The organism is Acetohalobium arabaticum DSM 5501 (assembly GCF_000144695.1).
GTDB classification, from domain to species: Bacteria; Bacillota; Halanaerobiia; order Halobacteroidales; family Acetohalobiaceae; genus Acetohalobium; species Acetohalobium arabaticum.
This window is the reverse complement of record NC_014378.1, coordinates 1,428,123-1,449,744: the sequence shown is the minus strand read 5'-3', so window position 1 is coordinate 1,449,744 and position 21,622 is coordinate 1,428,123. Positions and strand designations below refer to the sequence as shown.

The following is a 21,622-nucleotide window of genomic DNA, read 5'->3' as shown; positions in this document are numbered from 1 at the left end:
CAATATGTGTCCAGAGCGACTCTTAAAACTGACCCGGAGTCATGGACGACGGAGGGGCAGTTTTTGACAGTGAGCAAAACAGGACGTTGAGCGAACGGCAAGCGGCGGATACATATTGACTATCACTGCAATATCTTGAAAGTGCAACATTATATCAATTATGCTTTGAAGAAATTATCTAAAAATATTTTTGCTAAGATTAAGCTGATTAATGAATAATCTGATTTTATAAAAATAATATATTTTTAGAACTAGTCTTGATAATAATGAGTTTGGGACAGCAGGTTGTAAGAAGGAAGGAGATAATTATGAAGTCTAAAGAAGAGATTATCGAACTTTATGAAGAACATCTTAATCCTGGTTTAGCTCGAATATTTAAGTTTATGGGTTTGAATAGTATTGAAGTTGAAGCAGAAGGAGTAAAAGTAAAAAACAGCAGTGGTGAAGAATATCTTGACTGCATAGGAGGATACGGCAGCTTAAATTTTGGGCATCGTCCGTCAGAGATAATTACTGCACTACAGCAGCAGTTAGAGAAGATGCCGCTGTCAAGTAAGCTCTTGTTTAACCGCCAGCAGGCAGAATTTGCAGCCAAGCTGGCTGAAGTAACTCCTGGTAATCTTAAGTATTCCTTTATCTGTAATAGCGGGACTGAAGCAGTAGAAGGTGCTCTAAAACTGGCCCGATTATATACCGGTAGATCAGAGATTATTTCTACTATTAACTCTTTTCATGGTAAAAGTATGGGAGCTTTGAGTGCTACAGGAAAGAAAGAATATAAGGCTCCTTTTCAGCCTCTAGTACCGGGATTTAAGCATGTGCCGTTTGGAGATATAGAAGCATTAACTGAAGCCGTTACTTCTGAGACAGCAGCAGTAATTGTAGAACCAATTCAGGGCGAAGGCGGGATTGTACTCCCTCCCAAAGGTTACTTAACTGAGGTGCGAAGGCTCTGCAACGAAAAAGAAGTAGTGATGATTGTGGATGAGATTCAGACAGGTTTAGGTAGAACCGGTACTAACTTTGCGGTTGAGTTTGAAGAGGTAGTGCCTGATATTATGACTTTAGCTAAGTCTTTAGGCGGTGGAGTAATGCCGCTAGGAGCCTTGATTGCTAAACCAAAGCTGTGGGAACCTTTATGTGAAGCACCTATGTTACATACTTCTACTTTCGGCGGCAATCCTTTAGCAGCAGCTGCAGGTAAGAAGGCTTTAGAGATTCTTGAGCAGGATGAGTTAGCCTTGAGAGCAAGACAGAGGGGGAACAGCTTATTAACTGAATTAAATAAGTTACAGATTGAGTATCCAGACCTAATCAAAGAAGTACGGGGCAGGGGCTTAATGATTGGAATTGAACTTACAACAGAAGGTATCGGCGGAATGTTGATTTCTGAGTTGACTAAACGGAATCTGTTAGCTGCTTATACTCTTAATTCTCCGCAGGTGATTAGAGTGGAACCACCGTTAATTATTACTGAAAAAGAAGTAACCAAAGTAGTAGAAGTTTTTTCTGCTGCTTTTAAAGAAGTGGCTGCGATGAATTCTCAAGAGAAAAGTATAGGTTAGGAGGATAAATATGCCTGATGTAGAGAATTCAATTTTAATTGATGGTGAGATAGGTGAAGTTTATGAAGTTGCTAAAGATATGGAGAGTTATCCTCGATTTATGGAAAATGTAGTTGAGGTTAAAGTAGTTAAAGAAGGAGAAAATACTACAATCACCTCCTGGGTAGCTGAAGTGGATGGCAAGAGACTGGCCTGGAAGGAAAGAGATATCTTTGATCCAGAGAATAAACATATTTTTTATGAATTAGTTGAAGGAGATCTTAAAAAGTTTAGTGGCGAATGGAAGTTTGAAGAGAAGAATAGAGGAACACAACTGCGGTTAACTGTTGATTTTGAATTCGGTATTTCTATGCTTTCTTCGGTAGTTAACCCAATTTTGAAGAAGAAAGTTATGTCTAATTCTCAGGCTATGTTGGAGGCAATTAAAGAAGAAGTAGAGGCCTAGTTATAGAAGTTAAGTACTAGAAAACCAGATGGGCTTGCTCTCTGGATGAATAGTGCCCAATTTTAAAGTGATTCAATATTACTTTAAAATTCCCAAATAATTTCAGCTCCTATAATATCAGCTATTTCCTTAACTTCTTTATACTTAATAGTTCCTCTTGTTAGTTTGTTACTTAAATTTTGAACACTATCATTACGATTATATTTTTCATTTAAAGCCTTAATTAAATCTGTCATAGTCCAACCTGTTCTAGCAAGATAGGATTTAATTTCTTGTTTAATAGTCAACATCATCACTCCTTTTGTTTTTCAAATATATTATACTATAAAATTTAAAAGTTGTCAAATTAATTTAAAAATATACTTTAATTTTTAATATAAATAGTATATAATTAAACTAAAAAGTATAAAAGAGGTGAGATTATGATTAAGAGATTTGTTCCTACTAAAAAAGGATATAAAACTAGAATTTATCCTAACCAAGAGCAAAAAGAGTTAATTAATAAAACAATAGGCTCTTGTAGATGGGTATATAATTATTTTCTAGAAAAGGCTAAAATTAATGGGTATGAATCGAAAACTAAATATATAAAACAACTACCTCAATTAAAAAATGAACACGTCTGGCTTAAAGAAGTAGATAGTATTGCTTTACAACAGGCAGTTCGGGATTTAGACCAAGCATTTCAAAACTTTTTTGATGGTAAACAAAACTATCCTCAATTTAAAAGTAAAAAACATTCTAGATTATCATACCGTACTCAATATTTTAAACGAAGTAGTGGTACTGAAAGTATTGAAATCCAAAATAATAAAATCAAACTACCTAAATTGAGTTGGATTGAATTTAATAAACACCAAGAAGTTAAAGGAAATATACTTAATGTAACTGTATCTAAAGAAATTGATAAATACTACATATCCATAAATTTAAAAGATGTAATAGTAACTGAAGTTAACTATAATCAAGGAGAAATTGGCATTGATTTAGGAATTAAGGACTTTGCTATTACCTCTGATAGTGAAAAAATAGAAAATCCACGCCACTTACAGAAATATCAAGATAAATTAGTTAGGTTACAGAAAAAACTAGCTCGTAAAGAAGAAGGTTCTAATAACTGGCAAAAGGTTAAACAAAAAATAGTCAAACTTCATAGAAAAATTAAAAATGTTCGTAAAGATTTCCTTCATAAATTAAGCACTCGGTTAGTTAAGGAGAACCAACTTATCGCAATCGAGAACTTAAACATTAAAGGAATGCTTAAAAATTCAAAATTGGCTAAACATATTCAAGATGTTTCCTGGTCAAAATTTGTAAATATGTTAGAGTATAAAGGTAAATGGTACAATTGTATAGTTGAAAAAGTAAACAATTTCTTTCCTAGTAGTCAAACTTGTTCAGAATGTGGTAAAAAGAATCCAAAGGTTAAAGATTTAAGTGTTCGCAATTGGGTATGTAAATGTGGAGCAACTCATGATCGAGACTTAAATGCAAGTTTAAATATATTAAAACAAGCCAAAAAACAATTAGCTGATTAATTTTGTTACCGTTCGGGCTAACGGAAATTCAAGCCCCTGGAGAGGTCATAAGACCAAATTTAACTTGGCAAACCTCGAAGAATGGGGAAACCTGGCGGGCTTGCCCCCAGGTGCGTCATGATTTAATTCTTATTGGCATAGACTGTTAGTAGGAGCAACTAAAGGGGAAGATAGTATGGCAGTAGCTAAATTAAAAAAGCTCAAGAATAAACTGACATCATCAACTTCAAAATTGGCGATTATTTATGGCGGTAATGAACTGGGGGTTCAGCTGGCTGAGCAATTGACTAAATTAGAGCGTGATGTAGTAATTATCGATGAGGACCCTCAGCAATTAAAACAGATTCAAGAAAAGATAGATGTAATGACTTTGGCCGGCAGTGGGGTGGATATTGAAAGATTAAAACAGGTTGGTATTAATCGAACTGAATTGATGTTAGCTGTATCTGATAATGATGAAAAGAATGTATTAACCTCCATTTATGCTAACCGATTAGGAGTAGAACAGATTATAACTAAAGTTGATGATTATGATTATTTGACAGATAATAATTCACTACTTAATGATGAGTTAGGAATTGATTTAATAGTTAATCCGTGTCGGATTGTAGTAGACCAGATTACTAATTTGATTAGGCCTACAATGAAGACAGGAATTGAAAGTTTTATTAGCGGAAAAATCAAACTGTCAGAAATGACAGTTACTCACCGCAGTCCTTTAGCCTTCAACCGCCTCAGTGAAATAGATTTACCTACAAATTCGCTAGTGATCTGTATTCTACGCCGCAATCGCCTATTTATTCCTGATGGAGACCACAAAATTTATCCTGGTGATACTGTCTATATTTTAGGGAAGAAAGGTTTACGGACAAGATTAGGTCAGTTCTTAAATAAGTCCCAGCGTAAAAAAGAAAAGGTAGTTCTGGCCGGCGGTAGTAATATAAGTTATCAGTTGACTAAAATTCTGAATCAGAAAAGAACTGTATTAACTTTAATTGAAGAGAATAGAACCTGTTGTGAAGAATTGGCTGAGGAAATATCTGATATTTTAGTTTTAAATGGTAGACCGACAAATATTGATCTCTTAAAAGAAGAAGGGATAGATCAGGCAGATATCTTTGTTGCTGCTGGAAATGAGGATGAGAAGAATCTGTTGACTGGATTAGTGGCTAAAAAATTAGGGGCCAAGAAAGTAATTACCATTGTAAATAGCTTGGAGTATAGTTATTTCAGTGAGATTGTAAATGTTGATACAATTCTTACTCCCCAGATTCTAGTATTAGAGAAGATGCTGGATTTTTTACATCAAGGTCAGGTGGATACAGAAACAATTCTTGATGGACAGATGCATTTATTAAAGACTGATGTTCCCAAACGGATAGCCAATAAGCAGGTTAAAGTAAAGGATTTAAATAAGTCTTCAGATTTAATAGTTGGTATAGTTAATAGAGAGGAAAAGTTGATTATTCCAGATGGAGGATTGGAATTAAAACAGAATGATCAACTGTTGGTCTTTACGCTGGCAGCCAAGAGTAATATAAAGCAGGAACTCTTTAGTAGTTTTTAAGGAGCGGTTAGTATGAGATTAAAGATAATCTTTAATATTTTAGGTAAGTTATTGATTTTTGTTGGTTTAGCTATGTTGCTGCCTCTGGCAGTAGCATTATTTTATAAAGAAGTCGATGGACTTTCTTTTTTAGTATCTATGGGGCTTACAATAAGTGTAGGGAAGATAATGCAAAAATTTTCCTATTCACAACAGGAAATCAGACATCGGGAAGGCTTTGCTATAGTAACTCTAGGTTGGATTTTAATTTCGCTTTTTGGAGCAATTCCTTTTATGTTATCAGGAGTTTTTGATAATTTTGTAAATGCTTTTTTTGAAAGTGTTAGCGGGTTTACTACTACCGGAGCAACAGTTATTCTTTCTCTAGAGAGTTTATCCCACAGTATTCTCTTTTGGAGAAGCTTAAGCCACTGGCTAGGCGGTATGGGAATTATTGTAATGTCAATTGCTATTCTACCTGAATTAGCTGGTTCGATGCAGTTATTTAAAGCAGAAGCCCCAGGACCTGTTAATGATAGATTGAGACCGAGAATTAAAGAGACAGCTAAGACATTATGGGTTATCTATATTCTATTAACTATTCTGCAGATGATTCTTCTATTTTTCAATGATATGTCATTTTTTGATGCAGTTCTTCATTCCTTTGGAACAATGTCTACTGGAGGATTTTCATCCCGTACTTTAAGTGTTAAAGCCTATGATAGTTTAATTATTGAAGGGATTATGGTTTTTTTTATGTTTTTAGCCGGCACGAATTTTACTTTGCATTATCAGGCTTTGCGAGGAAATATTAAGGCTTTATTTAACAATAAAGAATTTCGGTTTTATCTATTTTTAGTAACTACAGCTATTCTGTTAATTACTGTTAATCTGCGTCTACAGGTTTATAAAGGCTGGCTTCAATCTATTAGGTATGCTGCCTTTCAGACATTATCGATTATCAGTACAGCCGGATTTGCTACTGTTGATTATGATATCTGGCCTCCGTTTGCCCGTGGAATCTTACTTGTTTTAATGTTTATCGGCGGCTGTGCCGGTTCAACAGCTGGTGGAATTAAGATTATTAGAATTTATGCTCTAATGAAGAAAGGATTCCAGGAATTATATAAATTAATCCATCCCCGGGCGGTAACTTCTTTAAAAATAGGAAATCGTGCTGTATCAGAAGAAGTTTCAACCAGTATTCTTGGTTTCTTCTTTCTATATATTATAGTTTTTGTAGTAGCAGCAATTACTTTAACTTCCTTTGGTATTGATTTAATCAGTTCAATTTCAGCTGTAGCTGCAACTCTAGGCAATATTGGGCCGGGATTGGGATTAATTGGTCCTTTAAATACCTACGTGCCGCTGCCGATTGTAGGAAAATTATTATTATCTTTCTGTATGTTATTAGGAAGATTGGAAATTTATACGGTATTAGTATTTATGCTAGCCGGTTTTTGGCGTAGATAAAGTATTAAGTCGAAATATATTCTAATTTTACATCTAGTGAAAATAATGTTATAATGAAGAAGTAACTTAGCAATCAAGTTAGCTCTGCAGGCCTACTGATTAAAGTAGGTTTTTCTTAATCTTAGTTTAAATTAGTAATTTTTTTAAATGTTAAGAAGGAAAAAGTTTAGGGCTATAGAATTTTATTTAATGTAAGTTAGTTTATGTTTTAGATGAATAATCTAATAAATAAGTGTTAAAAGTAGCTTCATTGGGAATAATACTTATCAGTACTGTAATTATAAAAATATCTAGTTGAAGGGTGATAATCAAATATGTCTACAACAAGTGCAATTAAGGCGGTAGTAAAGGGAAGAGTGCAAGGTGTAGGGTATAGGGCTTTTACACATCAAAAGGCAACAAAGTTAGGTCTTAGAGGTTATGTTAGAAGTTCTGATGGAAATGAAGTTGAAGTAATTGCTGAAGGAGAGAAGGAATCGCTAGAGGAATTAGTGGATTTATTAGAGACCGGTCCTACCCGGGCAGAAATAAATGAAGTTAAGTGGGAATGGATTGATGCTACTGATGATTATATTAGATTTGCTATTAAGTATTAATGTAGGTAAGGGTGCAGGAGGAGTTACAAATGAATATCGCCAATAGATTAACTCTAAGCAGAATATTGATAATTCCGGTCTTTTTATATATCTTTTTTGTTCAATTTAAATACCATTTATTGCTTGCTGGGGTTATATTTTTTTTGTCAGGATTAACTGATCTGCTTGATGGATATATAGCTAGAACATATGACCAAGTTTCAAATTTAGGTAGATTGCTGGATCCATTGGCTGATAAATTGACTATGATTACTGTTTTTATAGCTCTAGCTGTTAATCAATTAATTCCCATTTGGATTCTATTAGTAGTAATTTGTCGGGAAGTAATTATTTTATCAGGGGCTGTTTTAGTCTATTTAAATGGGGTTGATATTATTAACCCTAGTAAAGTTGGCAAGTATGCTACTTTATTTCTCTACATAACTGCTTTTTCTTATATAGTTAAATGGGAGTTTTTCCAATACTTTGTGCTTTTAGCTATTCCTTTGACTATAGTTTCCGGGATTGATTACTGCATAAAAGCTTATAGTACTTTTATTAATGGATAGACAGTAGTCTATCCATTTTGTATTACAAAAAGTGGGAAAACTGCAGAAATATGCAGGTGATTTATGGTAAGTGAAGAAAATAATATAATAGAAAAGTAATATTTTTTGGAGGTGCAAGAATGTCAGAGGCTTATAATTTAACAAGGTTAATGACAATTTCTGATATGGCTTATAAAATTTTAAAAGATCGAGAGGGGTCTATGCATTATAAAGAACTCTTTAAAGAAATTAGTGAAGTAAAGAAGATTGAAAATCCTAGTTCTGTTCAGTCCTGTATCTATTCGGAAGATAAATTCATTAGAATGGGAGATGGCTACTGGGGCTTGACAGAATGGTTATTGAACGGTTTAAGTTTTGTATATTCTATAAAACCGCTTGAGTATCAGCGCCAAACTCTCAACATTGATTTTGATCATGAATTATATTTTCCTTATTACATTCAGCATGATGAAATTAATATTGAGTTTAGAAACCGTAAATATAGGGGAATACGTAAGGATAAACAGACTTTTGCTCTGGAAGAATTTTATAATAAGGAACAGGTATATCCTAAAAACAAACTGATTATTAAGATTTTGGATGTTAATGATTTTGATTATAAAATAGTAGATTTAAAGCGGAAAGATGAAGAATTGGAATTAGATGGTCTAAATCAGCGTATTGCCGATTTGGCTTTTGAAGTTTTAAAAGAAAAACGAGGAATTATGAGTACTACTAGAATATTAAAACATATTCTTATTAAAATTCTAAAGACTGAAGGTATAGAAGGTGAATTTAATTTAGGTCCCTTGATGTCTTTATCTGAGATTTTAAGTTCTGATGAACGATTTAACAAACGATTATCTGGAATGTTTGCCCTTAATATTTAGTTTTTAAGCAGGATTTTTCTTTTTAATATTGAAGGGAATCCATTACTTATTTGACTTCTGAATTTTAACTGACTAACTAAATATTTAGTTAGTCAGTTAATTTATACTTAAATTATTTTTGAATAATTACATTACTGGCTTTGATAGCTGCTGTAACTTCATCACCTACTTCTAAGTTCAATCTTTCTACAGAATTAGTAGTAATTGTAGAACAGACTTCTTGTCCTCCTATATTCAGAATAATTTCTGAAGAAACATCATCTGACTTGATATCTTTAATGCTGCCTGTTAATCGATTTCGCGCACTTAAACTCATATTATATTTCCCCCTTCTATTGCTTATAATAAGTAAATAGTAGTATTCTTATACATTAATGAATTAAACTAAATAAAACTAAAAGAAGATTAATTTAAAACTTTTGGTTTTATTTTTAATTTTAAGCAGGAAATAATCTAATTAGTCTGGAAAGGATATTATACGCGTTAAGTTAATTAAGGAGATGGTGGAAGATTGGAACCCAAAGTAAAGCTGTGGCTTGAAGTAGATGGAGAAGCAGTATTTGGAACAGGAAGATTGAAGCTATTAAAATATATTGATTCTCTAGGTTCTATCAATAAAGCAGCTAATAAATTAAATATGTCTTATCGGGCTGCTTGGGGTAAGATTAAAGCCAGTGAAGAAAGATTAGGTATTAAATTAATAGAAACTCAGGTTGGGGGGGCTAAGGGAGGAGGAACTCAATTAACTCCTAAGGCTAAGGAAATGCTGATTAAATACCAGAGATATGAAAGTGAAGTAAACAAGCAAGCTCAAAAGATATATGAAGATATATTAGCTGATCTTTTTTAGTGTTTATTTATCATCGTTATGTTAAAATAAGCATAAAGGTGGTGATGAATATTAGAATTTGAGACATAAATTATCTTGGAGGTGATAATGGTCGGAAGGAAAAAGTAGGTCTTGAAGAGTTAAGTAGGGGAAGGGGAAATTTATTTTTAAATTCATTATGCTTTACCAAACATAACAAAAAGAGGGAGCTGAAATTAATGTTAAAGAAAAGATTGTCGATAGTACTGATAATGTTAGTAGCTTTGATGGCTGTTAGTCAAGTAGGAGCTGCAATTAATCCAGAAGAAGTTAAAGGTGAAATAACTGTTTTTCATGCTGGATCTTTAGCGATTCCTTTTAAGCAGGTAGAAGAAGCTTTTGAAGCAAAGTATCCGCAGGCTGATGTGGTTAGAGAGGCAGCTGGAAGTAGAACTACTGTCCGTAAAGTAACTGATTTAGGTAGAAAAGCAGATGTTGTAGGTTCAGCCGACTATACAGTAATTGAAAAATTGATGATGCCTGAGTTTGCTAACTGGAGAGCTAACTTTGCAACTAATGAAATGGCTATTATGTATACTCCTCATTCTAAGTATGCTGATAAGATTAATGCTGATAATTGGTATAAAATTCTATTGAAAGATGATGTATCCTATGCTCATTCCAATCCTAATGCTGACCCATGTGGCTATCGTAGTCAGTTAGTTTGGAAATTAGCTGAGAAATATTATAATGAGCCTGGCTTATATGATGAGTTAGATGTTGGTTGTCCTGCTAAAAATGTGAGGCCTAAAGAGACAGATTTAATTGCTATGTTAGAATCAGGAGAAATAGATTATCTCTTTATCTATCGTTCTGTAGCGAAACAACATGATATGCCGTTTGTGATTTTACCAGAAAAGATTAGTCTTAAGACAAATAAATATTCTGATTTCTATAGTACAGTAAGTTATGATATTAGTGGTAAAGCACCAGGAGAAAAGATTACTAAAACTGGACGACCAATGGTTTATGGAGTAACGATTCCTAAGAATGCTCCTAACAAGACTGGAGCTGTTGCCTTTATGAAGTTTTTATTGAGCGAAGAAGGCCAAGAGATTATGCGTAAAAATGGTCAGCCGCCTATTGCTCCGGCCAAGGTTAATAATCTAGATGAAGTTCCGACAGATTTACGATTAATTAAAGAGGAGTAAAAGTATGAATCGGTCTGGTTTTAAATTAATTTTAAGTTTATTTTCAATCTTACTTCTGTTCTTTATTTTAGCACCTTTGACTAAATTACTAACAGGATCAAGTGCTGAATTAGTATTAACTACTTTACAGGAGCAGAAGGTTTATAATTCATTACTTATTACATTTAAGGCTTCATTAGTTGCTACTGTAATTACTTTGATTTTAGGGATCCCTCTGGCTTATCTGTTAGCCAGAGGTGATTTTCCTGGTAAAGCCTTAGTAGAAGGAATAATTAATCTACCGGTAATTATTCCTCATACTGCTGCTGGTATTGCTCTACTTACTGTTTTCGGCAGTCAATTCTTTGGAGGTAAGTTTTTTAGTAAGTTGGGAATAGAATTTGTAAGTGAATTTCCTGGAGTTGTAATAGGTATGATGTTTGTAAGTTTGCCTTTTTTAATTAATGAAGCCAAAGAAGGCTTTAGATCAATTGATGAAAGATTAGAGAAAGTATCTCGGACTTTAGGAGCAACTCCGGCTCAGACTTTCTTTAAAGTAGCATTACCACTGAATCTAAACCATATTATTTCTGGTTCGGTAATGATGTGGGGAAGAGGCTTATCAGAGTTTGGAGCAGTAGTGATTTTAGCTTATCATCCTATGACAGCACCGATTTTAATTTATGAGCGATTTACTTCCTACGGTTTGAAGTATTCTAAACCGATAGCAATTGTAATGGTGTTAGTTACTCTCTCTATCTTTGTTGGGCTGCGGTTACTGCATAATCGAGGGGGAAGAGGAATTAATGATTAAGCTAGAGAATATAAGCAAGGATTTAGGAGATTTCAAACTTAAAAATATAGATCTGGAATTAAAAGAAGAAGAATACTTTACAATTTTAGGGCCGACGGGTACAGGAAAATCTATCTTACTTGAGGTGATTGCTGGCTTACAGCAGCCTGAAGAAGGTGATATCTGGTTTGAAGATGAACTAGTCAGTAATCTACCGCCTGAAGATAGACAGATAGGAATGGTCTATCAAGATTATATGTTATTTCCGCACTTAGATGTTAAAGAGAATATATTATTTGGATTGAAACTTAGAAAAGAATCGGCCGCTGAAAAGAAACAGAAACTACAGCAGATAGTCTCACTGTTAGGAATTAATGATCTGTTAGATCGTTCAGTTAAAACACTAAGCGGTGGGGAAAAGCAGCGGGTTGCGCTAGCCCGGGCCTTAATTATTTCTCCTAAAATTCTATTATTGGATGAACCATTAAGTGCCCTTGACCCCAGCACTAAAAATAAGATACAGCAGGATTTAAAGCGGGTTCATACTGAGTTAGGAACAACTACCTTACATGTAACCCATGATTTTAATGAAGCTTTATCTTTAGCCGATAGAATTGCTATTATGCAGGAAGGGGAGATAGTTCAGGTTGGTTCTCCCCAGCAGGTTTTTAAGCAGCCGGAATCAAATTTTATAGCAGAGTTTGTAGGCAGTAAAAACATTTTTGTAGGTCAAGTAGTTCATAAGGATGATCGAACAGTAATTAAAATCAATGAAGACATAGAGCTGGAAATTAATACTGAAAAAGAAGGGGATATTAGTTTAATAATTCGCCCCGAAGACATAATTATTTCCCATCAATTTTTTAATTCTAGTGCCCGTAATTCTTATCAGGGAGTAGTAAAAGAAGTTAAAGAGCGTCTATCAATAGTAGAAGTTAAAGTTGATATTGGTATTGAAATGATAGCCTATATTACTTATCGGTCATTAGAAGAAATGGGAATAGAGCCTGGAAAAGAAGTCTATTTAACTTTTAAGGCTACAGCTTGTCATGTTATAAAAAATGCTTAATAAAGAGGTGCATAATCAAGATATTCTTCTACTAAACTAAAAATAATCTCCAAAATCCCTTTTAAAGAAGGGATTTTTTTAATTTTACTGAAAAAATAGTACAGTAACTAAACTACATATAATAGGAGAATTAATATGGAATTAATAACTTATCAAGAGACTTTGGCTAAAGATTCATTAGTTTATGTAGATGTTAGATCACCAAAAGAATTTGCTGAATCTACTATTCCAGAAGCAGTTAATATTCCGGTTTTTAATAATGAAGAACGGGATGAGATTGGAACTACTTATGTTCAGGAGAGCCCAATGAAGGCCCGAATGTTGGGGATAGATTTGTTATCTCCTAAACTACCCCGGTTGGTTAAAGAAATCAAAGCTTTAACTGATGAATATTCTTATGTAGTACTCTTCTGTGCTCGGGGAGGACTCAGAAGCGAAAGCATAGGGGTGATTACTGAATTAATTGGAGTTAAGCTCTATAAGCTGGAAGGCGGCTATAAATCCTATCGCCACTTTATTTTAGATCAATTAGAAGATTATGAATTAGAGAGTGATCTGTTAGTGATTCACGGTAATACTGGAGTAGGAAAGACAGAGCTGCTCTATTCTCTACAAGAAAAGGAAGTGCCTATTATTGATTTAGAAGGTTTAGCCAACCACCGCGGTTCGGCCTTTGGCGGGATTGGATTGGGGAAGCCGACGAATCAGAAACATTTTGATTCATTATTGTGGGAAAGATTAGAGGAATTAAATGGAGCTGAATTAATTGCTGTTGAAGCAGAGAGTAAGCGGATTGGAATGTCAGTACTGCCTGAGTTTTTCCTACAGGCAATGGAGGAAGGAATCCATATCTTAATTGAAAGTACTTTAGAAGCAAGAGTTAATAGAATCTATAAAGAGTATGCTGTTAGTTACGAAGAAGATCCTGATGCCTTTATTGACCGCTGGTTAGAATCATTAACAGCAATTAAAAAACATATTATCAAAAAAGCCGGTAAAGATGAATATAAGAGACTAGTTAAGCTATCTAAGGCTGGAGAACTAAAGAAAGTAATTAGAACTCTTTTAACTGAATATTATGATCCTCTATATGAATATTCTCAGCGCCAACATGATAGCTTCGCTTTAAGAACAGAATCTGATGATATACCAGAGATAACTGAAGAGATAATTGACTTTTTAGGTTAAATTGATATAATGTTGCAGTTTAGAGTTGATATATTTCAAACGCTGCCAAAATCAGCCCTAGTCAATCAGCAATAAACTAATTTTAGAGATACGATTTAAAGAGCCTACTTTATATATTAATTATTTTCTCTTGTGGGGCTGCTTTAAGTTGCTTTTTGAAATATATCAACTAATTGTGCAAAATTATCTAAGGAAGCGTTTAAAATCAGATTAATGAAAATTCTGTGCTATAAATAGTCAACATTTCTCTGGAGCGACTCTTAAAAAGAACTTGGAGCCATGGACGGCGGAAAGTTCTTTTTTGAGAGTGAGTGAGACAGGACGTCGAACGAATGGCAAGCGTAAGAGATTTGTTGACTATAATCTGTAATATCATTAAAGAGACCATATTAGCTGTAAATGGAAAGTGAGACAATATATCAATTATGTAGTAAATTGCCACAGATAATAATAACCTAAGAAAGGGGGGCTGTTTTATGAAAAAGAGATTACTGCAGGATAAATTCATTGGATCCTTAGTAGGGACCTTTGTTGGTGATGCTTTAGGAATGGCAGTTGAAGGCTATACTATAGAAGAAATTGAAAAGAAGTATGGTCAGCTTGATTATATGTTAGAAGCCAGATTGGGAGCCGGTACCTATACTGATGATACAGAAATGATGATTGGAGTAGCTGAATCATTGATTTCAGCTTCAGGCTTTGATGGAGCTGATATGGCAGAGAAGTTTGTAACTAACTGTAATTTAGACCGCGGCTATGGTGCTGGTACTATTGAAGCATTGAATAATATCAAAGCCGGCAGTAGCTGGCAGGAAGCAGGAGAGAATATCTTTGATGGCGGTTCTTTTGGCAACGGTTCAGCTATGAGGATAGCTCCGGTAGGTGTATTTTATCATACTGACTACGAGGAATTGAGAATAAAGGCAAAGAAATCAAGCCAGATCACTCATGCCCATCCTTTAGGAAAGACCGGTGCTGCTATACAGGCTTTAACTGTCGGCTATGCTGTAAATCAAAAGCCGGAAGCTGATTTTTCTGTTACTGATTATTTGGATGTTTTAACTGAATATATAGACTTTGAATCAGTAGAATACAGTCAGGCTTTATCCTCTATTCAGGATTTTTTAAAGAATGTTCCTGAGCCCAAAGTAGTGCGTAATAAGTTAGGTAATGATGCTAGAGCCTTTAATTCAGTACCTACATCTATCTATTCCTGTTTAATAAATACCGATAATTTTAAAAAAGCAGTTACCTATGCTATTAATTTAGGGGGAGATACAGATACTTTAGGAGCTATGACAGGAGCTATTGCTGGAGCCTATCACGGCTATAATGATATTCCCTCAGACTGGTTAGACCAGCTGGAAAATAGGGAGAGAGGGCTTGATTATGTTATAGAATTAGGTAAAAAGTTATTCTGCCTGAAGCATAAATAATAGATTTAGTAAAAAGAACCTGATTTTGGGTTCTTTTTTTTATTTCTAGTTAGTATAAATATATATAGATTGTAATAAATCACGGGGGCATATTGATGATCTATATAAAAAATAAAATACTTCTAAGCATGGCATTGCTGCGGGTTATTTCCGGAATTATAGAGTTCAGTGCTGCTTTATTAATGTTAAAGTTTAATTCGGTTGAAAAGGCACTCCAGTTAAATTCAATCCTTGCTTTAGTAGGACCTACAGTTCTAGTTTTGGTAACTGCGTTAGGTTTAGTAGAGATTGCTGAAAAGATTTCACTATTGAATTTTGTGGTTATAGCTTCAGGTGTAGGTTTGATATTATTGGGGATTAAATTATAAAAAATTGGTTTAATGATTAATGAGGAGTGGTCAGTGATGACAAAAGAGCAAAGTAAGAATGGCTGGAAACTTGATATTGATTTTCCGCTTTCGGGGCGAAAAGAAAAACCGCGTCAGACCGGTTTGACTATGGTTCTGGATAAAGGATTAGGGCTGAATCAGACTGAGGATTTAATGGAGATGGCAGCCGATTATATTGATTTCCATAAATTAAGTTTTGGAACATCAGCCCTCTATCATCCAGAGATTTTAGAACAAAAGATTGATTTAATAACTTCCTATGGAGTAGATATCTATCCTGGAGGAACTTTTCTGGAAGTAGCAGTTACGCAGGGAATGCTGGATGATTACTTAACTAAAGCTAAAGAATTAGGTTTTACTGCTATAGAAGTTTCCGATGGAACTATTGATCTGACAGCCCGACTGCGGTCATCAATTATTAAAGAAGCAGTTAATAGAGATTTTAAAGTATTAACAGAGATAGGAAAGAAGGATAAAAACAGTAAATTTGAATTATCCAAGATGATAAAACAGCTTAAGCAGGACATAGCCGACGGCGCCTATAAAGTGATAGTAGAAGCTAGAGAATCAGGAAGAAATATTTCAATCTATGATAAGGAAGGAAATCTAGATGAATTTAAGATGGAACAGCTTCTGTTGGGAGCAGAGAATAAAGAAGATATTATCTGGGAAGCACCGCTGAAAAAACAGCAGGTTAAATTTATCAATACTTTAGGGCCGAATGTTAATCTGGGTAATATAGCTCCAACAGAGATACTGGCTTTAGAGTCGCTGCGGGTAGGAGTCAGAGGAGATACTTTCAAGACAGCTCTTTTACAGCAGGATGATTATGAAAAAGTATTTTCGTTAGAATAAATAATTATCTATTTACCTTTAACTGACGTTTATAAATAGAGAATTGATGAATAATTGATTTTAGCTATAGGAGTGAATAAACGAAGATGAAAATAGAGCTAATTCTAACAGCAGAAGAGATAGAAGAAAAGAAGATAAAGAATAGAGTAGTAGCAGCTATTGATACTTTTCGGGCTACTACTACTATTGTTACAGCCTTAGAAAATGGAGCCAGAGAAGTGATTCCAGTGGTAAGTATTCCCAAAGCAGTTGAATATCAAAGCCAGAATATAAATGATGATATTATTACAGCTGGTGAAAGAGAAGGGCAGAAGGTAGCTGAGCTAGATTTAGGTAACTCGCCTTTAAGCTTTACTGAATCCATAGTTAAGAATAAACAGGTAGTCTTAACTACTACTAATGGAACAGAGATGTTGGCTAATCTAAATCAGGCTAAGAAAGTAGTTATTGCTGCGTTAATAAATTTAGGAGCAGTAGCAAAAGAAGTAGAGTCAGCAGATGAATTAATTCTTTGCTGTGCTGGAAGCCAGGGTAGATTCTCTTTAGAGGACTTTATAACAGCTGGAGGACTGATCTATAGGTTAAAAGATAAAGGTATAAAGTTGGAATTATCAGATCTTAGTTTAGTAGCTTACCAGAGTTATTTAATAAATAGCAATAAATTATTGGCGACTTTAAGTCAGAGCGAAAATGGGGATAGATTAATCTCTTTAGGAAAACAGAGTGATGTAAATTATGCTTTACAGAAAGATCTATATTCGATAACGCCTATTTATTGTCAAGGGATTATTCAGAGTTAGGATTTGAATTTGAAGAGGTGGAGATTTTGGGCAAAGAATATATCTTGATTTTAATAGTCTTTTCTTTAGGTGTCCTGGCTAAATCAGATCTTCTTTCTTTAGCAGCAGTAATTTTATTTATATTAAAAGCACTACACTTGCATTCTATCTTTCCTATTTTAGAAGATAAAGGATTGGATTTAGGATTATTATTTTTGATTTTAGCAGTCTTGACCCCATTAATTACTGATGATAATGGCTTATCTGAGCTGGTAACTGCCTTTAAATCACCGGTTGGTATTTTAGCTCTGCTAGGAGGATTGCTGGCTACTAAATTGAATGGAATGGGGCTTGAATTACTGGAGACTGAACCGCATTTGATTGTTCAGATGGTATTGGGTTCATTGATTGGGATTATCTTTTTGGATGGAATTCCTGTTGGTCCTCTAATGGCTGGTGGGCTTACAGCACTCTTTTTTCAGTTATTCCGGTTCTTTATTAGTTAGGAGGTAGTTAGTGAGTATAAAGGTTATAAGTTCTTTTATAGTAATTATTGGTTTGTTAGCTTGGCTGGTACTGAATCATCCGGTTGAGGATGAAGCGCAGGGTAAGAATAATTATGGCTATTTCTTCAAACTTAAAAATCGGGATCGTGAGCATGATTAATCTTCTGTATCAGATGCGTCTTCTTGATTATCTTCGTCAACTGACATTATTTTATCTTCATCTAAGAAAAGGAAGATTAGAATAGAGCTTATAAGCCCAATACCTGCTGCTCCAAAGAACATTGCTTTTTGGCTTATCCTGTGTAACAGACTGAAGGTAGGGGGGCCTAAGGCAACTCCAATAAAGCGGACACTGCCGTAGAGTGAGGAGATGCCTCCGCGCTGTTCGCTAGAAGATGAGCTAGTAATTAAAGTATTAACTGTAGGCAGAACCAAACCGCTACCGAGTCCTAGAATGGAGATCAATCCCATATAAAGATAGAGATTATCAACAAATGATAGAGATGATAGAATAATAGCATTAACTATTAATCCTAGTGATAAGACATGTCGAAAATACTTCTCTTCTTTTTTCAAGAAAACACCTGTAAAGTAAGATACAGTTGACATAAAAAAGATTGGAATAGCAATTACTAATCCTTTAATTAAGCCTTCGATATTATATTTAGTCTCTAAAATATCAGATAAATAGGATAATAGTCCGAAGAGTAAAAATAAGACAACCATTCCGCCTAATAAACTAAAGACTAAAGGAATTCCTCGTGCTTTAAAGATTTCTTTGATATTATTAAGATATTCTTTTAGTGTCTGTTCTTTGGTATTATCGTCAGGTTCTTCTGTTAGAAGCCACATAGCAATAATAATCGGGATAGCCAAAATAGCATAAGAAAAGAAGAGAGCATACCAGCTGATTAAAGCAATAGCTGCTCCTAAGATGGGACTTAATATCTTTCCCAATCCATTGGCTGATTCGATAATTCCTAATGCCTCACTCCGCTGGTTAGAAGTGAAGATATCTCCTACTAAAGCTATAACAATTGGATAGGTACCAGCTCCGCCGATTCCCTGGATGATCCGGCTGCCCAGAATTACTGGATAGGCATTTTCTTTTAGTATAACAGATGCTATTCCTGCGATTAAACCTCCTAATCCGTAGAGAAATAAGGAAGGAATAATTATCTTTTTTCTACCTATTCGATCTGATAGATAACCTAAAAATGGAATTGAAATTCCAGCTGAAGCAGAGAAGAGAGTAATAAATAATCCTACTTGGAACTGGTTAATATCCAGGGCAGCTTTGAGTTTAGGAAATTCAGGAATTAACATTGAATTACCCAGCACCATCAAAAATGGAACAGAAGAGAAAGTAGTTAACATTATCTTATATTTTTTATCCATTAATCTGAATCCTCCTGCTTAATATTCTGATTCTTTCTTTATTTTTAACGATTTTTTAAATTTTATTCTGAGAGTAGAATAAAGAAATTGATATTAAGAGGGCAGATTATGCTCTTTAAAAATTGAAACTGATATTATATAATTAATAATAAATAATAGTTAATTATCTGGAATAAATATAGTGGATTATTTTTGAATTAAGTTAGTATAGATGGTATAATTCATCATTAAAGGAGTGATTACTTTGGAAAAACCGATTCTATTCGGTGAATCGAAGTCTGAAATGTTAGGAATTCTCCATACTCCGGAATGTAAAACTGATTATCCTAAGCCAGCAGTTATTTTTTGTCATGGTTTTCAAGGGAATAAAATAGGTCCACACCGTATTTTTGTTAAAATGGCTAGAAAGTTAGCAGCTAATGGAATTACAGTTTTTAGATTTGACTATCGTGGTTCTGGAGACAGTAGTGGTGATTTTATTGATACTACCATTTCTGGACAGATAGAGGATACTTTAACAGCAATTGATTATGTCAGGCAGTTAGATAGGGTAAATGAATCACAATTGGGGCTGTTAGGACTTAGTTTAGGCGGTGCTGTTGCTGCTTTGGCTACAGCACGGACAGATAAAATTAAGGCTTTAGTTCTTTGGTCAGCAGTAGCTGATATTCAAAAGGTTTTTTTGGCCCAGCGGCCTGAGAATTATGATGAAGAGAAGGTAAATAAACAGGGTTATATAGATTTAGATGGATATAGATTAGGAAGTAGATTTATTGCTGAAATCGGAGAGATAGATCCATTAGCAGAGGTTGAGGGTGATAATAATTCAGTCTTTTTAGTTCATGGTAGTGAAGATGAAGTAGTACCGATTGAAAATACCGACAAGTACTATAATACTTTTAGTTCTGAAGTCTGTAAAAAACATATAGTTGTAGGCAGTGATCATACTTATAGTAAACATGAATGGGAGAGTGAAGTATTAGATAAGACAGAAGAATGGCTAATCGAAAACTTATAAAACAAATATAGTCTATGGAGGCTTAGATAATGAAAACAGAAGAAGAGATTAATGAGATATTAAGGATTTTAGCAGATGAATATCCAGCTCCACAGACAGAATTAAATTATAAAACCCCTTTTCAATTATTAATTGCAACTATCTTATCGGCTCAGACTACTGATAGACAGGTAAATAAGATAACGACCGAATTATTTTCGAAGTATAATAATCCGGAAGACTTTTTAGATTTAACACCGGAAGAATTAGCTGAAGAGATTCATGGAGTCGGACTGTATCGTAATAAATCTAAGTATATTCTCAAAACTTGTCAAAAATTAGTTGATGAATATGATTCTCAGATTCCTAAAACAAGGGAAGAATTAATGGAATTATCAGGAGTGGGGAGAAAAACGGCTAATGTAGTCTTGAGCTGTGCCTTTGAATTTGATACTATTGCTGTTGATACGCATGTTTTTAGAGTAACTAATCGATTAGGAATTGCCAACAGTGATAATGTGCGCAGAACTGAAGAGGAATTGATGAAGAATCTTCCTCAAGATAAATGGTCATCCGCCCATCACTGGTTTATATTCCATGGTCGGGAGATCTGTAAGGCGCGTAATCCGCGCTGTGGTGAATGTCCTGTCAATCATTTATGTGATTATTATAAAGAACTGGACTAAATGGAGGAGATTATTATGAAATTAGAAATAGATATTACTGAAGAAGAAGTCTTAGGTATGTACGGATACCAGTCACTTGAAGAAGTAACACCACAGATTAAGAAGACAGCTACAGAAATGATTGCTGAAGGAGAAGAGTTGGCAAACCTTAAATCAGTTACTGGTGATATTGAAGAGATAGAAATTAATAGTAAAGAAAATTTAATTACTATAAATGGTGATTACAAGATAGAATCAGATTATTTAACTGATAAATTATTTGGTGCTAATAAAGCTACAGCAGGATTAGTAACTACTGGTTTTCGACTGGAAAAAGAAATTAATAATTATTTTAATAAAGGAGATTATCTTAAAGCTACTATTCTTGATATAGTAGGAAATAGATTATTGGATAGAATTACAAAAAAGGTTTGGCATACAGTGCGGGATAATGCTGTAAACCAGGGATTAGGTGTCAGCGGATATTACAGTCCTGGTGAGGGAGACTGGGATATAGCAGACCAGGAATTTCTCTTTAAGTTAGCTTCAGGAGAGAAAATAGGAGTTAATTTAACCTCTAAACAGATGTTATCTCCTCAGAAATCTCTTTTATTTATAATTGGACAAGGTAGTAACTTAGAGGTGAATGAATATGAACCCTGTCAGGACTGCACTAATCAAGATTGTCCATTTCATTCAGCTGATAGATAAAGCTTAAGACTTCTGCTACTATCTGGTATAATTCTCCAGTAATTTCTTCTTCTAAGTCCAGTTGGATTAAATTTTTTACTAATGTGTCATCTTGGTGGATTGGAATATCATTTTCTTTTGCTTTGGCAATGATCTTTTTAGCTACTTCATTACTGCCTTTGGCTACTACTTGAGGGGCATTATTTTGTTCAGGGTCATACTTTAAGGCGGCTGCTTTTTTATTTTGGGTTTTATTATCCTGTTCTTCAGTCATTGTGA

26 protein-coding genes are annotated in these 21,622 nt (G+C 34.3%); 22 read left to right on the top strand and 4 right to left on the bottom strand.

The annotated features are described in order from the left end of the window. Positions 1-308 precede the first annotated feature (308 nt). Together acear_RS07060 and acear_RS07055 are read left to right on the top strand one after the other, a co-directional pair. Positions 309-1,565, top strand: coding sequence for an aspartate aminotransferase family protein (locus acear_RS07060; protein WP_013278319.1), 1,257 nt, complete (start codon positions 309-311; stop codon positions 1,563-1,565). Between the two features lie 10 nt (positions 1,566-1,575). Continuing rightward, positions 1,576-2,010: a type II toxin-antitoxin system RatA family toxin gene (locus acear_RS07055; protein WP_013278318.1), complete on the top strand. Its 435-nt coding sequence runs from the start codon at positions 1,576-1,578 to the stop codon at positions 2,008-2,010. Positions 2,011-2,093: 83 nt separating this feature from the next. On the opposite strand, the gene acear_RS07050 is transcribed toward acear_RS07055, so the two are convergent. After that, the gene (locus tag acear_RS07050; protein WP_013278317.1) at positions 2,094-2,300 is read right to left on the bottom strand and encodes a DUF6471 domain-containing protein; all 207 of its coding nucleotides are present in this window, start codon (positions 2,298-2,300) and stop codon (positions 2,094-2,096) included. A gap of 132 nt (positions 2,301-2,432) precedes the next feature. Here acear_RS07050 and tnpB point away from each other — a divergent pair, with 132 nt between their 5' ends. The 6 genes from tnpB to acear_RS07020 all read left to right on the top strand — a co-directional run bounded on the left by tnpB (position 2,433) and on the right by acear_RS07020 (position 8,580). Further along, entirely contained in the window at positions 2,433-3,548 is a 1,116-nt protein-coding gene (gene tnpB / locus acear_RS07045; protein ID WP_013278316.1) for an IS200/IS605 family element RNA-guided endonuclease TnpB, read from the top strand. Positions 3,549-3,723: 175 nt separating this feature from the next. Further along, positions 3,724-5,115, top strand: coding sequence for a Trk system potassium transporter TrkA (gene trkA, locus acear_RS07040; protein ID WP_013278315.1), 1,392 nt, complete (start codon positions 3,724-3,726; stop codon positions 5,113-5,115). A gap of 12 nt (positions 5,116-5,127) precedes the next feature. Next, complete coding sequence (locus acear_RS07035) at positions 5,128-6,567, top strand: TrkH family potassium uptake protein (RefSeq protein WP_013278314.1); 1,440 nt, start codon at positions 5,128-5,130, stop codon at positions 6,565-6,567. 314 nt (positions 6,568-6,881) lie between these two features. After that, positions 6,882-7,163: an acylphosphatase gene (locus acear_RS07030; protein ID WP_013278313.1), complete on the top strand. Its 282-nt coding sequence runs from the start codon at positions 6,882-6,884 to the stop codon at positions 7,161-7,163. Between the two features lie 29 nt (positions 7,164-7,192). Next, positions 7,193-7,711, top strand: a complete 519-nt coding sequence (gene pgsA / locus acear_RS07025; RefSeq protein ID WP_013278312.1) for a CDP-diacylglycerol--glycerol-3-phosphate 3-phosphatidyltransferase — start codon at positions 7,193-7,195, stop codon at positions 7,709-7,711. 119 nt (positions 7,712-7,830) lie between these two features. After that, positions 7,831-8,580, top strand: coding sequence for an HTH domain-containing protein (locus acear_RS07020; RefSeq protein WP_013278311.1), 750 nt, complete (start codon positions 7,831-7,833; stop codon positions 8,578-8,580). A 112-nt stretch (positions 8,581-8,692) separates the two neighbouring features. Here the strand turns inward: acear_RS07020 and acear_RS07015 are convergent, their stop codons facing one another. Next, on the bottom strand, positions 8,693-8,896 hold the full coding sequence (locus acear_RS07015) for a TOBE domain-containing protein (protein WP_013278310.1): 204 nt from the start codon (positions 8,894-8,896) through the stop codon (positions 8,693-8,695). Between the two features lie 195 nt (positions 8,897-9,091). On the opposite strand from acear_RS07015, the gene acear_RS07010 reads away from it, so the two are divergent. The 11 genes from acear_RS07010 to acear_RS12575 all read left to right on the top strand — a co-directional run bounded on the left by acear_RS07010 (position 9,092) and on the right by acear_RS12575 (position 17,753). Beyond that, complete coding sequence (locus acear_RS07010) at positions 9,092-9,430, top strand: winged helix-turn-helix domain-containing protein (RefSeq protein WP_013278309.1); 339 nt, start codon at positions 9,092-9,094, stop codon at positions 9,428-9,430. Between the two features lie 197 nt (positions 9,431-9,627). After that, positions 9,628-10,599: a tungstate ABC transporter substrate-binding protein WtpA gene (gene wtpA / locus acear_RS07005; RefSeq protein WP_013278308.1), complete on the top strand. Its 972-nt coding sequence runs from the start codon at positions 9,628-9,630 to the stop codon at positions 10,597-10,599. Positions 10,600-10,603: 4 nt separating this feature from the next. Continuing rightward, entirely contained in the window at positions 10,604-11,392 is a 789-nt protein-coding gene (locus tag acear_RS07000; RefSeq protein WP_013278307.1) for an ABC transporter permease, read from the top strand. Beyond that, a complete protein-coding gene (wtpC, locus tag acear_RS06995) occupies positions 11,385-12,440 on the top strand; it encodes a tungstate ABC transporter ATP-binding protein WtpC (RefSeq protein ID WP_013278306.1) in 1,056 nt (351 codons plus the stop codon). The genes acear_RS07000 and wtpC overlap by 8 nt, the downstream gene beginning before the upstream one ends. 135 nt (positions 12,441-12,575) lie before the next feature. Then, positions 12,576-13,628: a tRNA 2-selenouridine(34) synthase MnmH gene (mnmH, locus tag acear_RS06990; protein WP_013278305.1), complete on the top strand. Its 1,053-nt coding sequence runs from the start codon at positions 12,576-12,578 to the stop codon at positions 13,626-13,628. A 476-nt stretch (positions 13,629-14,104) separates the two neighbouring features. After that, a complete protein-coding gene (locus acear_RS06985) occupies positions 14,105-15,064 on the top strand; it encodes an ADP-ribosylglycohydrolase family protein (protein ID WP_013278304.1) in 960 nt (319 codons plus the stop codon). A gap of 95 nt (positions 15,065-15,159) precedes the next feature. Beyond that, the gene (locus tag acear_RS06980) at positions 15,160-15,432 is read left to right on the top strand and encodes a YqhV family protein (protein WP_013278303.1); all 273 of its coding nucleotides are present in this window, start codon (positions 15,160-15,162) and stop codon (positions 15,430-15,432) included. 36 nt (positions 15,433-15,468) lie between these two features. Next, positions 15,469-16,308, top strand: a complete 840-nt coding sequence (comA, locus tag acear_RS06975) for a phosphosulfolactate synthase (RefSeq protein ID WP_013278302.1) — start codon at positions 15,469-15,471, stop codon at positions 16,306-16,308. Between the two features lie 86 nt (positions 16,309-16,394). Beyond that, entirely contained in the window at positions 16,395-17,108 is a 714-nt protein-coding gene (locus tag acear_RS06970) for a 2-phosphosulfolactate phosphatase (RefSeq protein ID WP_013278301.1), read from the top strand. A 26-nt stretch (positions 17,109-17,134) separates the two neighbouring features. Continuing rightward, positions 17,135-17,593, top strand: a complete 459-nt coding sequence (locus acear_RS06965; RefSeq protein ID WP_013278300.1) for a DUF441 domain-containing protein — start codon at positions 17,135-17,137, stop codon at positions 17,591-17,593. A gap of 10 nt (positions 17,594-17,603) precedes the next feature. Then, positions 17,604-17,753: a hypothetical protein gene (locus acear_RS12575; RefSeq protein ID WP_013278299.1), complete on the top strand. Its 150-nt coding sequence runs from the start codon at positions 17,604-17,606 to the stop codon at positions 17,751-17,753. Here acear_RS12575 and acear_RS06960 read toward each other — a convergent pair. Beyond that, the gene (locus acear_RS06960; RefSeq protein WP_013278298.1) at positions 17,750-18,991 is read right to left on the bottom strand and encodes an MFS transporter; all 1,242 of its coding nucleotides are present in this window, start codon (positions 18,989-18,991) and stop codon (positions 17,750-17,752) included. The genes acear_RS12575 and acear_RS06960 overlap by 4 nt on opposite strands. Positions 18,992-19,235: 244 nt before the next feature. Here acear_RS06960 and acear_RS06955 point away from each other — a divergent pair, with 244 nt between their 5' ends. From acear_RS06955 to acear_RS06945, 3 genes are read left to right on the top strand one after another with little or no spacing between them, the layout of a single operon-like run. Beyond that, positions 19,236-20,009, top strand: coding sequence for an alpha/beta hydrolase (locus tag acear_RS06955; RefSeq protein WP_013278297.1), 774 nt, complete (start codon positions 19,236-19,238; stop codon positions 20,007-20,009). 29 nt (positions 20,010-20,038) lie between these two features. Next, positions 20,039-20,674, top strand: a complete 636-nt coding sequence (gene nth / locus acear_RS06950; RefSeq protein WP_013278296.1) for an endonuclease III — start codon at positions 20,039-20,041, stop codon at positions 20,672-20,674. Between the two features lie 15 nt (positions 20,675-20,689). Beyond that, a complete protein-coding gene (locus acear_RS06945) occupies positions 20,690-21,364 on the top strand; it encodes a vitamin B12 dependent methionine synthase activation region (protein ID WP_013278295.1) in 675 nt (224 codons plus the stop codon). Here the strand turns inward: acear_RS06945 and acear_RS06940 are convergent. Next, entirely contained in the window at positions 21,327-21,617 is a 291-nt protein-coding gene (locus acear_RS06940) for an EscU/YscU/HrcU family type III secretion system export apparatus switch protein (protein ID WP_013278294.1), read from the bottom strand. The two genes, acear_RS06945 and acear_RS06940, sit on opposite strands and share 38 nt — an antisense overlap. Positions 21,618-21,622: the final 5 nt, after the last annotated feature.

Bases quoted from the DNA above. Each gene is read 5' to 3' on its own strand.
- acear_RS07060 (WP_013278319.1), top strand. From the start codon at position 309: ATGAAGTCTAAAGAAGAGATTATCGAACTTTATGAAGAACATCTTAAT.
- acear_RS07055 (WP_013278318.1), top strand. From the start codon at position 1,576: ATGCCTGATGTAGAGAATTCAATTTTAATTGATGGTGAGATAGGTGAA.
- acear_RS07050 (WP_013278317.1), bottom strand. From the start codon at position 2,300: ATGTTGACTATTAAACAAGAAATTAAATCCTATCTTGCTAGAACAGGT.
- tnpB (WP_013278316.1), top strand. From the start codon at position 2,433: ATGATTAAGAGATTTGTTCCTACTAAAAAAGGATATAAAACTAGAATT.
- trkA (WP_013278315.1), top strand. From the start codon at position 3,724: ATGGCAGTAGCTAAATTAAAAAAGCTCAAGAATAAACTGACATCATCA.
- acear_RS07035 (WP_013278314.1), top strand. From the start codon at position 5,128: ATGAGATTAAAGATAATCTTTAATATTTTAGGTAAGTTATTGATTTTT.
- acear_RS07030 (WP_013278313.1), top strand. From the start codon at position 6,882: ATGTCTACAACAAGTGCAATTAAGGCGGTAGTAAAGGGAAGAGTGCAA.
- pgsA (WP_013278312.1), top strand. From the start codon at position 7,193: ATGAATATCGCCAATAGATTAACTCTAAGCAGAATATTGATAATTCCG.
- acear_RS07020 (WP_013278311.1), top strand. From the start codon at position 7,831: ATGTCAGAGGCTTATAATTTAACAAGGTTAATGACAATTTCTGATATG.
- acear_RS07015 (WP_013278310.1), bottom strand. From the start codon at position 8,896: ATGAGTTTAAGTGCGCGAAATCGATTAACAGGCAGCATTAAAGATATC.
- wtpA (WP_013278308.1), top strand. From the start codon at position 9,628: ATGTTAAAGAAAAGATTGTCGATAGTACTGATAATGTTAGTAGCTTTG.
- acear_RS07000 (WP_013278307.1), top strand. From the start codon at position 10,604: ATGAATCGGTCTGGTTTTAAATTAATTTTAAGTTTATTTTCAATCTTA.
- wtpC (WP_013278306.1), top strand. From the start codon at position 11,385: ATGATTAAGCTAGAGAATATAAGCAAGGATTTAGGAGATTTCAAACTT.
- mnmH (WP_013278305.1), top strand. From the start codon at position 12,576: ATGGAATTAATAACTTATCAAGAGACTTTGGCTAAAGATTCATTAGTT.
- acear_RS06985 (WP_013278304.1), top strand. From the start codon at position 14,105: ATGAAAAAGAGATTACTGCAGGATAAATTCATTGGATCCTTAGTAGGG.
- acear_RS06980 (WP_013278303.1), top strand. From the start codon at position 15,160: ATGATCTATATAAAAAATAAAATACTTCTAAGCATGGCATTGCTGCGG.
- comA (WP_013278302.1), top strand. From the start codon at position 15,469: ATGACAAAAGAGCAAAGTAAGAATGGCTGGAAACTTGATATTGATTTT.
- acear_RS06970 (WP_013278301.1), top strand. From the start codon at position 16,395: ATGAAAATAGAGCTAATTCTAACAGCAGAAGAGATAGAAGAAAAGAAG.
- acear_RS06960 (WP_013278298.1), bottom strand. From the start codon at position 18,991: ATGGATAAAAAATATAAGATAATGTTAACTACTTTCTCTTCTGTTCCA.
- nth (WP_013278296.1), top strand. From the start codon at position 20,039: ATGAAAACAGAAGAAGAGATTAATGAGATATTAAGGATTTTAGCAGAT.
- acear_RS06945 (WP_013278295.1), top strand. From the start codon at position 20,690: ATGAAATTAGAAATAGATATTACTGAAGAAGAAGTCTTAGGTATGTAC.
- acear_RS06940 (WP_013278294.1), bottom strand. From the start codon at position 21,617: ATGACTGAAGAACAGGATAATAAAACCCAAAATAAAAAAGCAGCCGCC.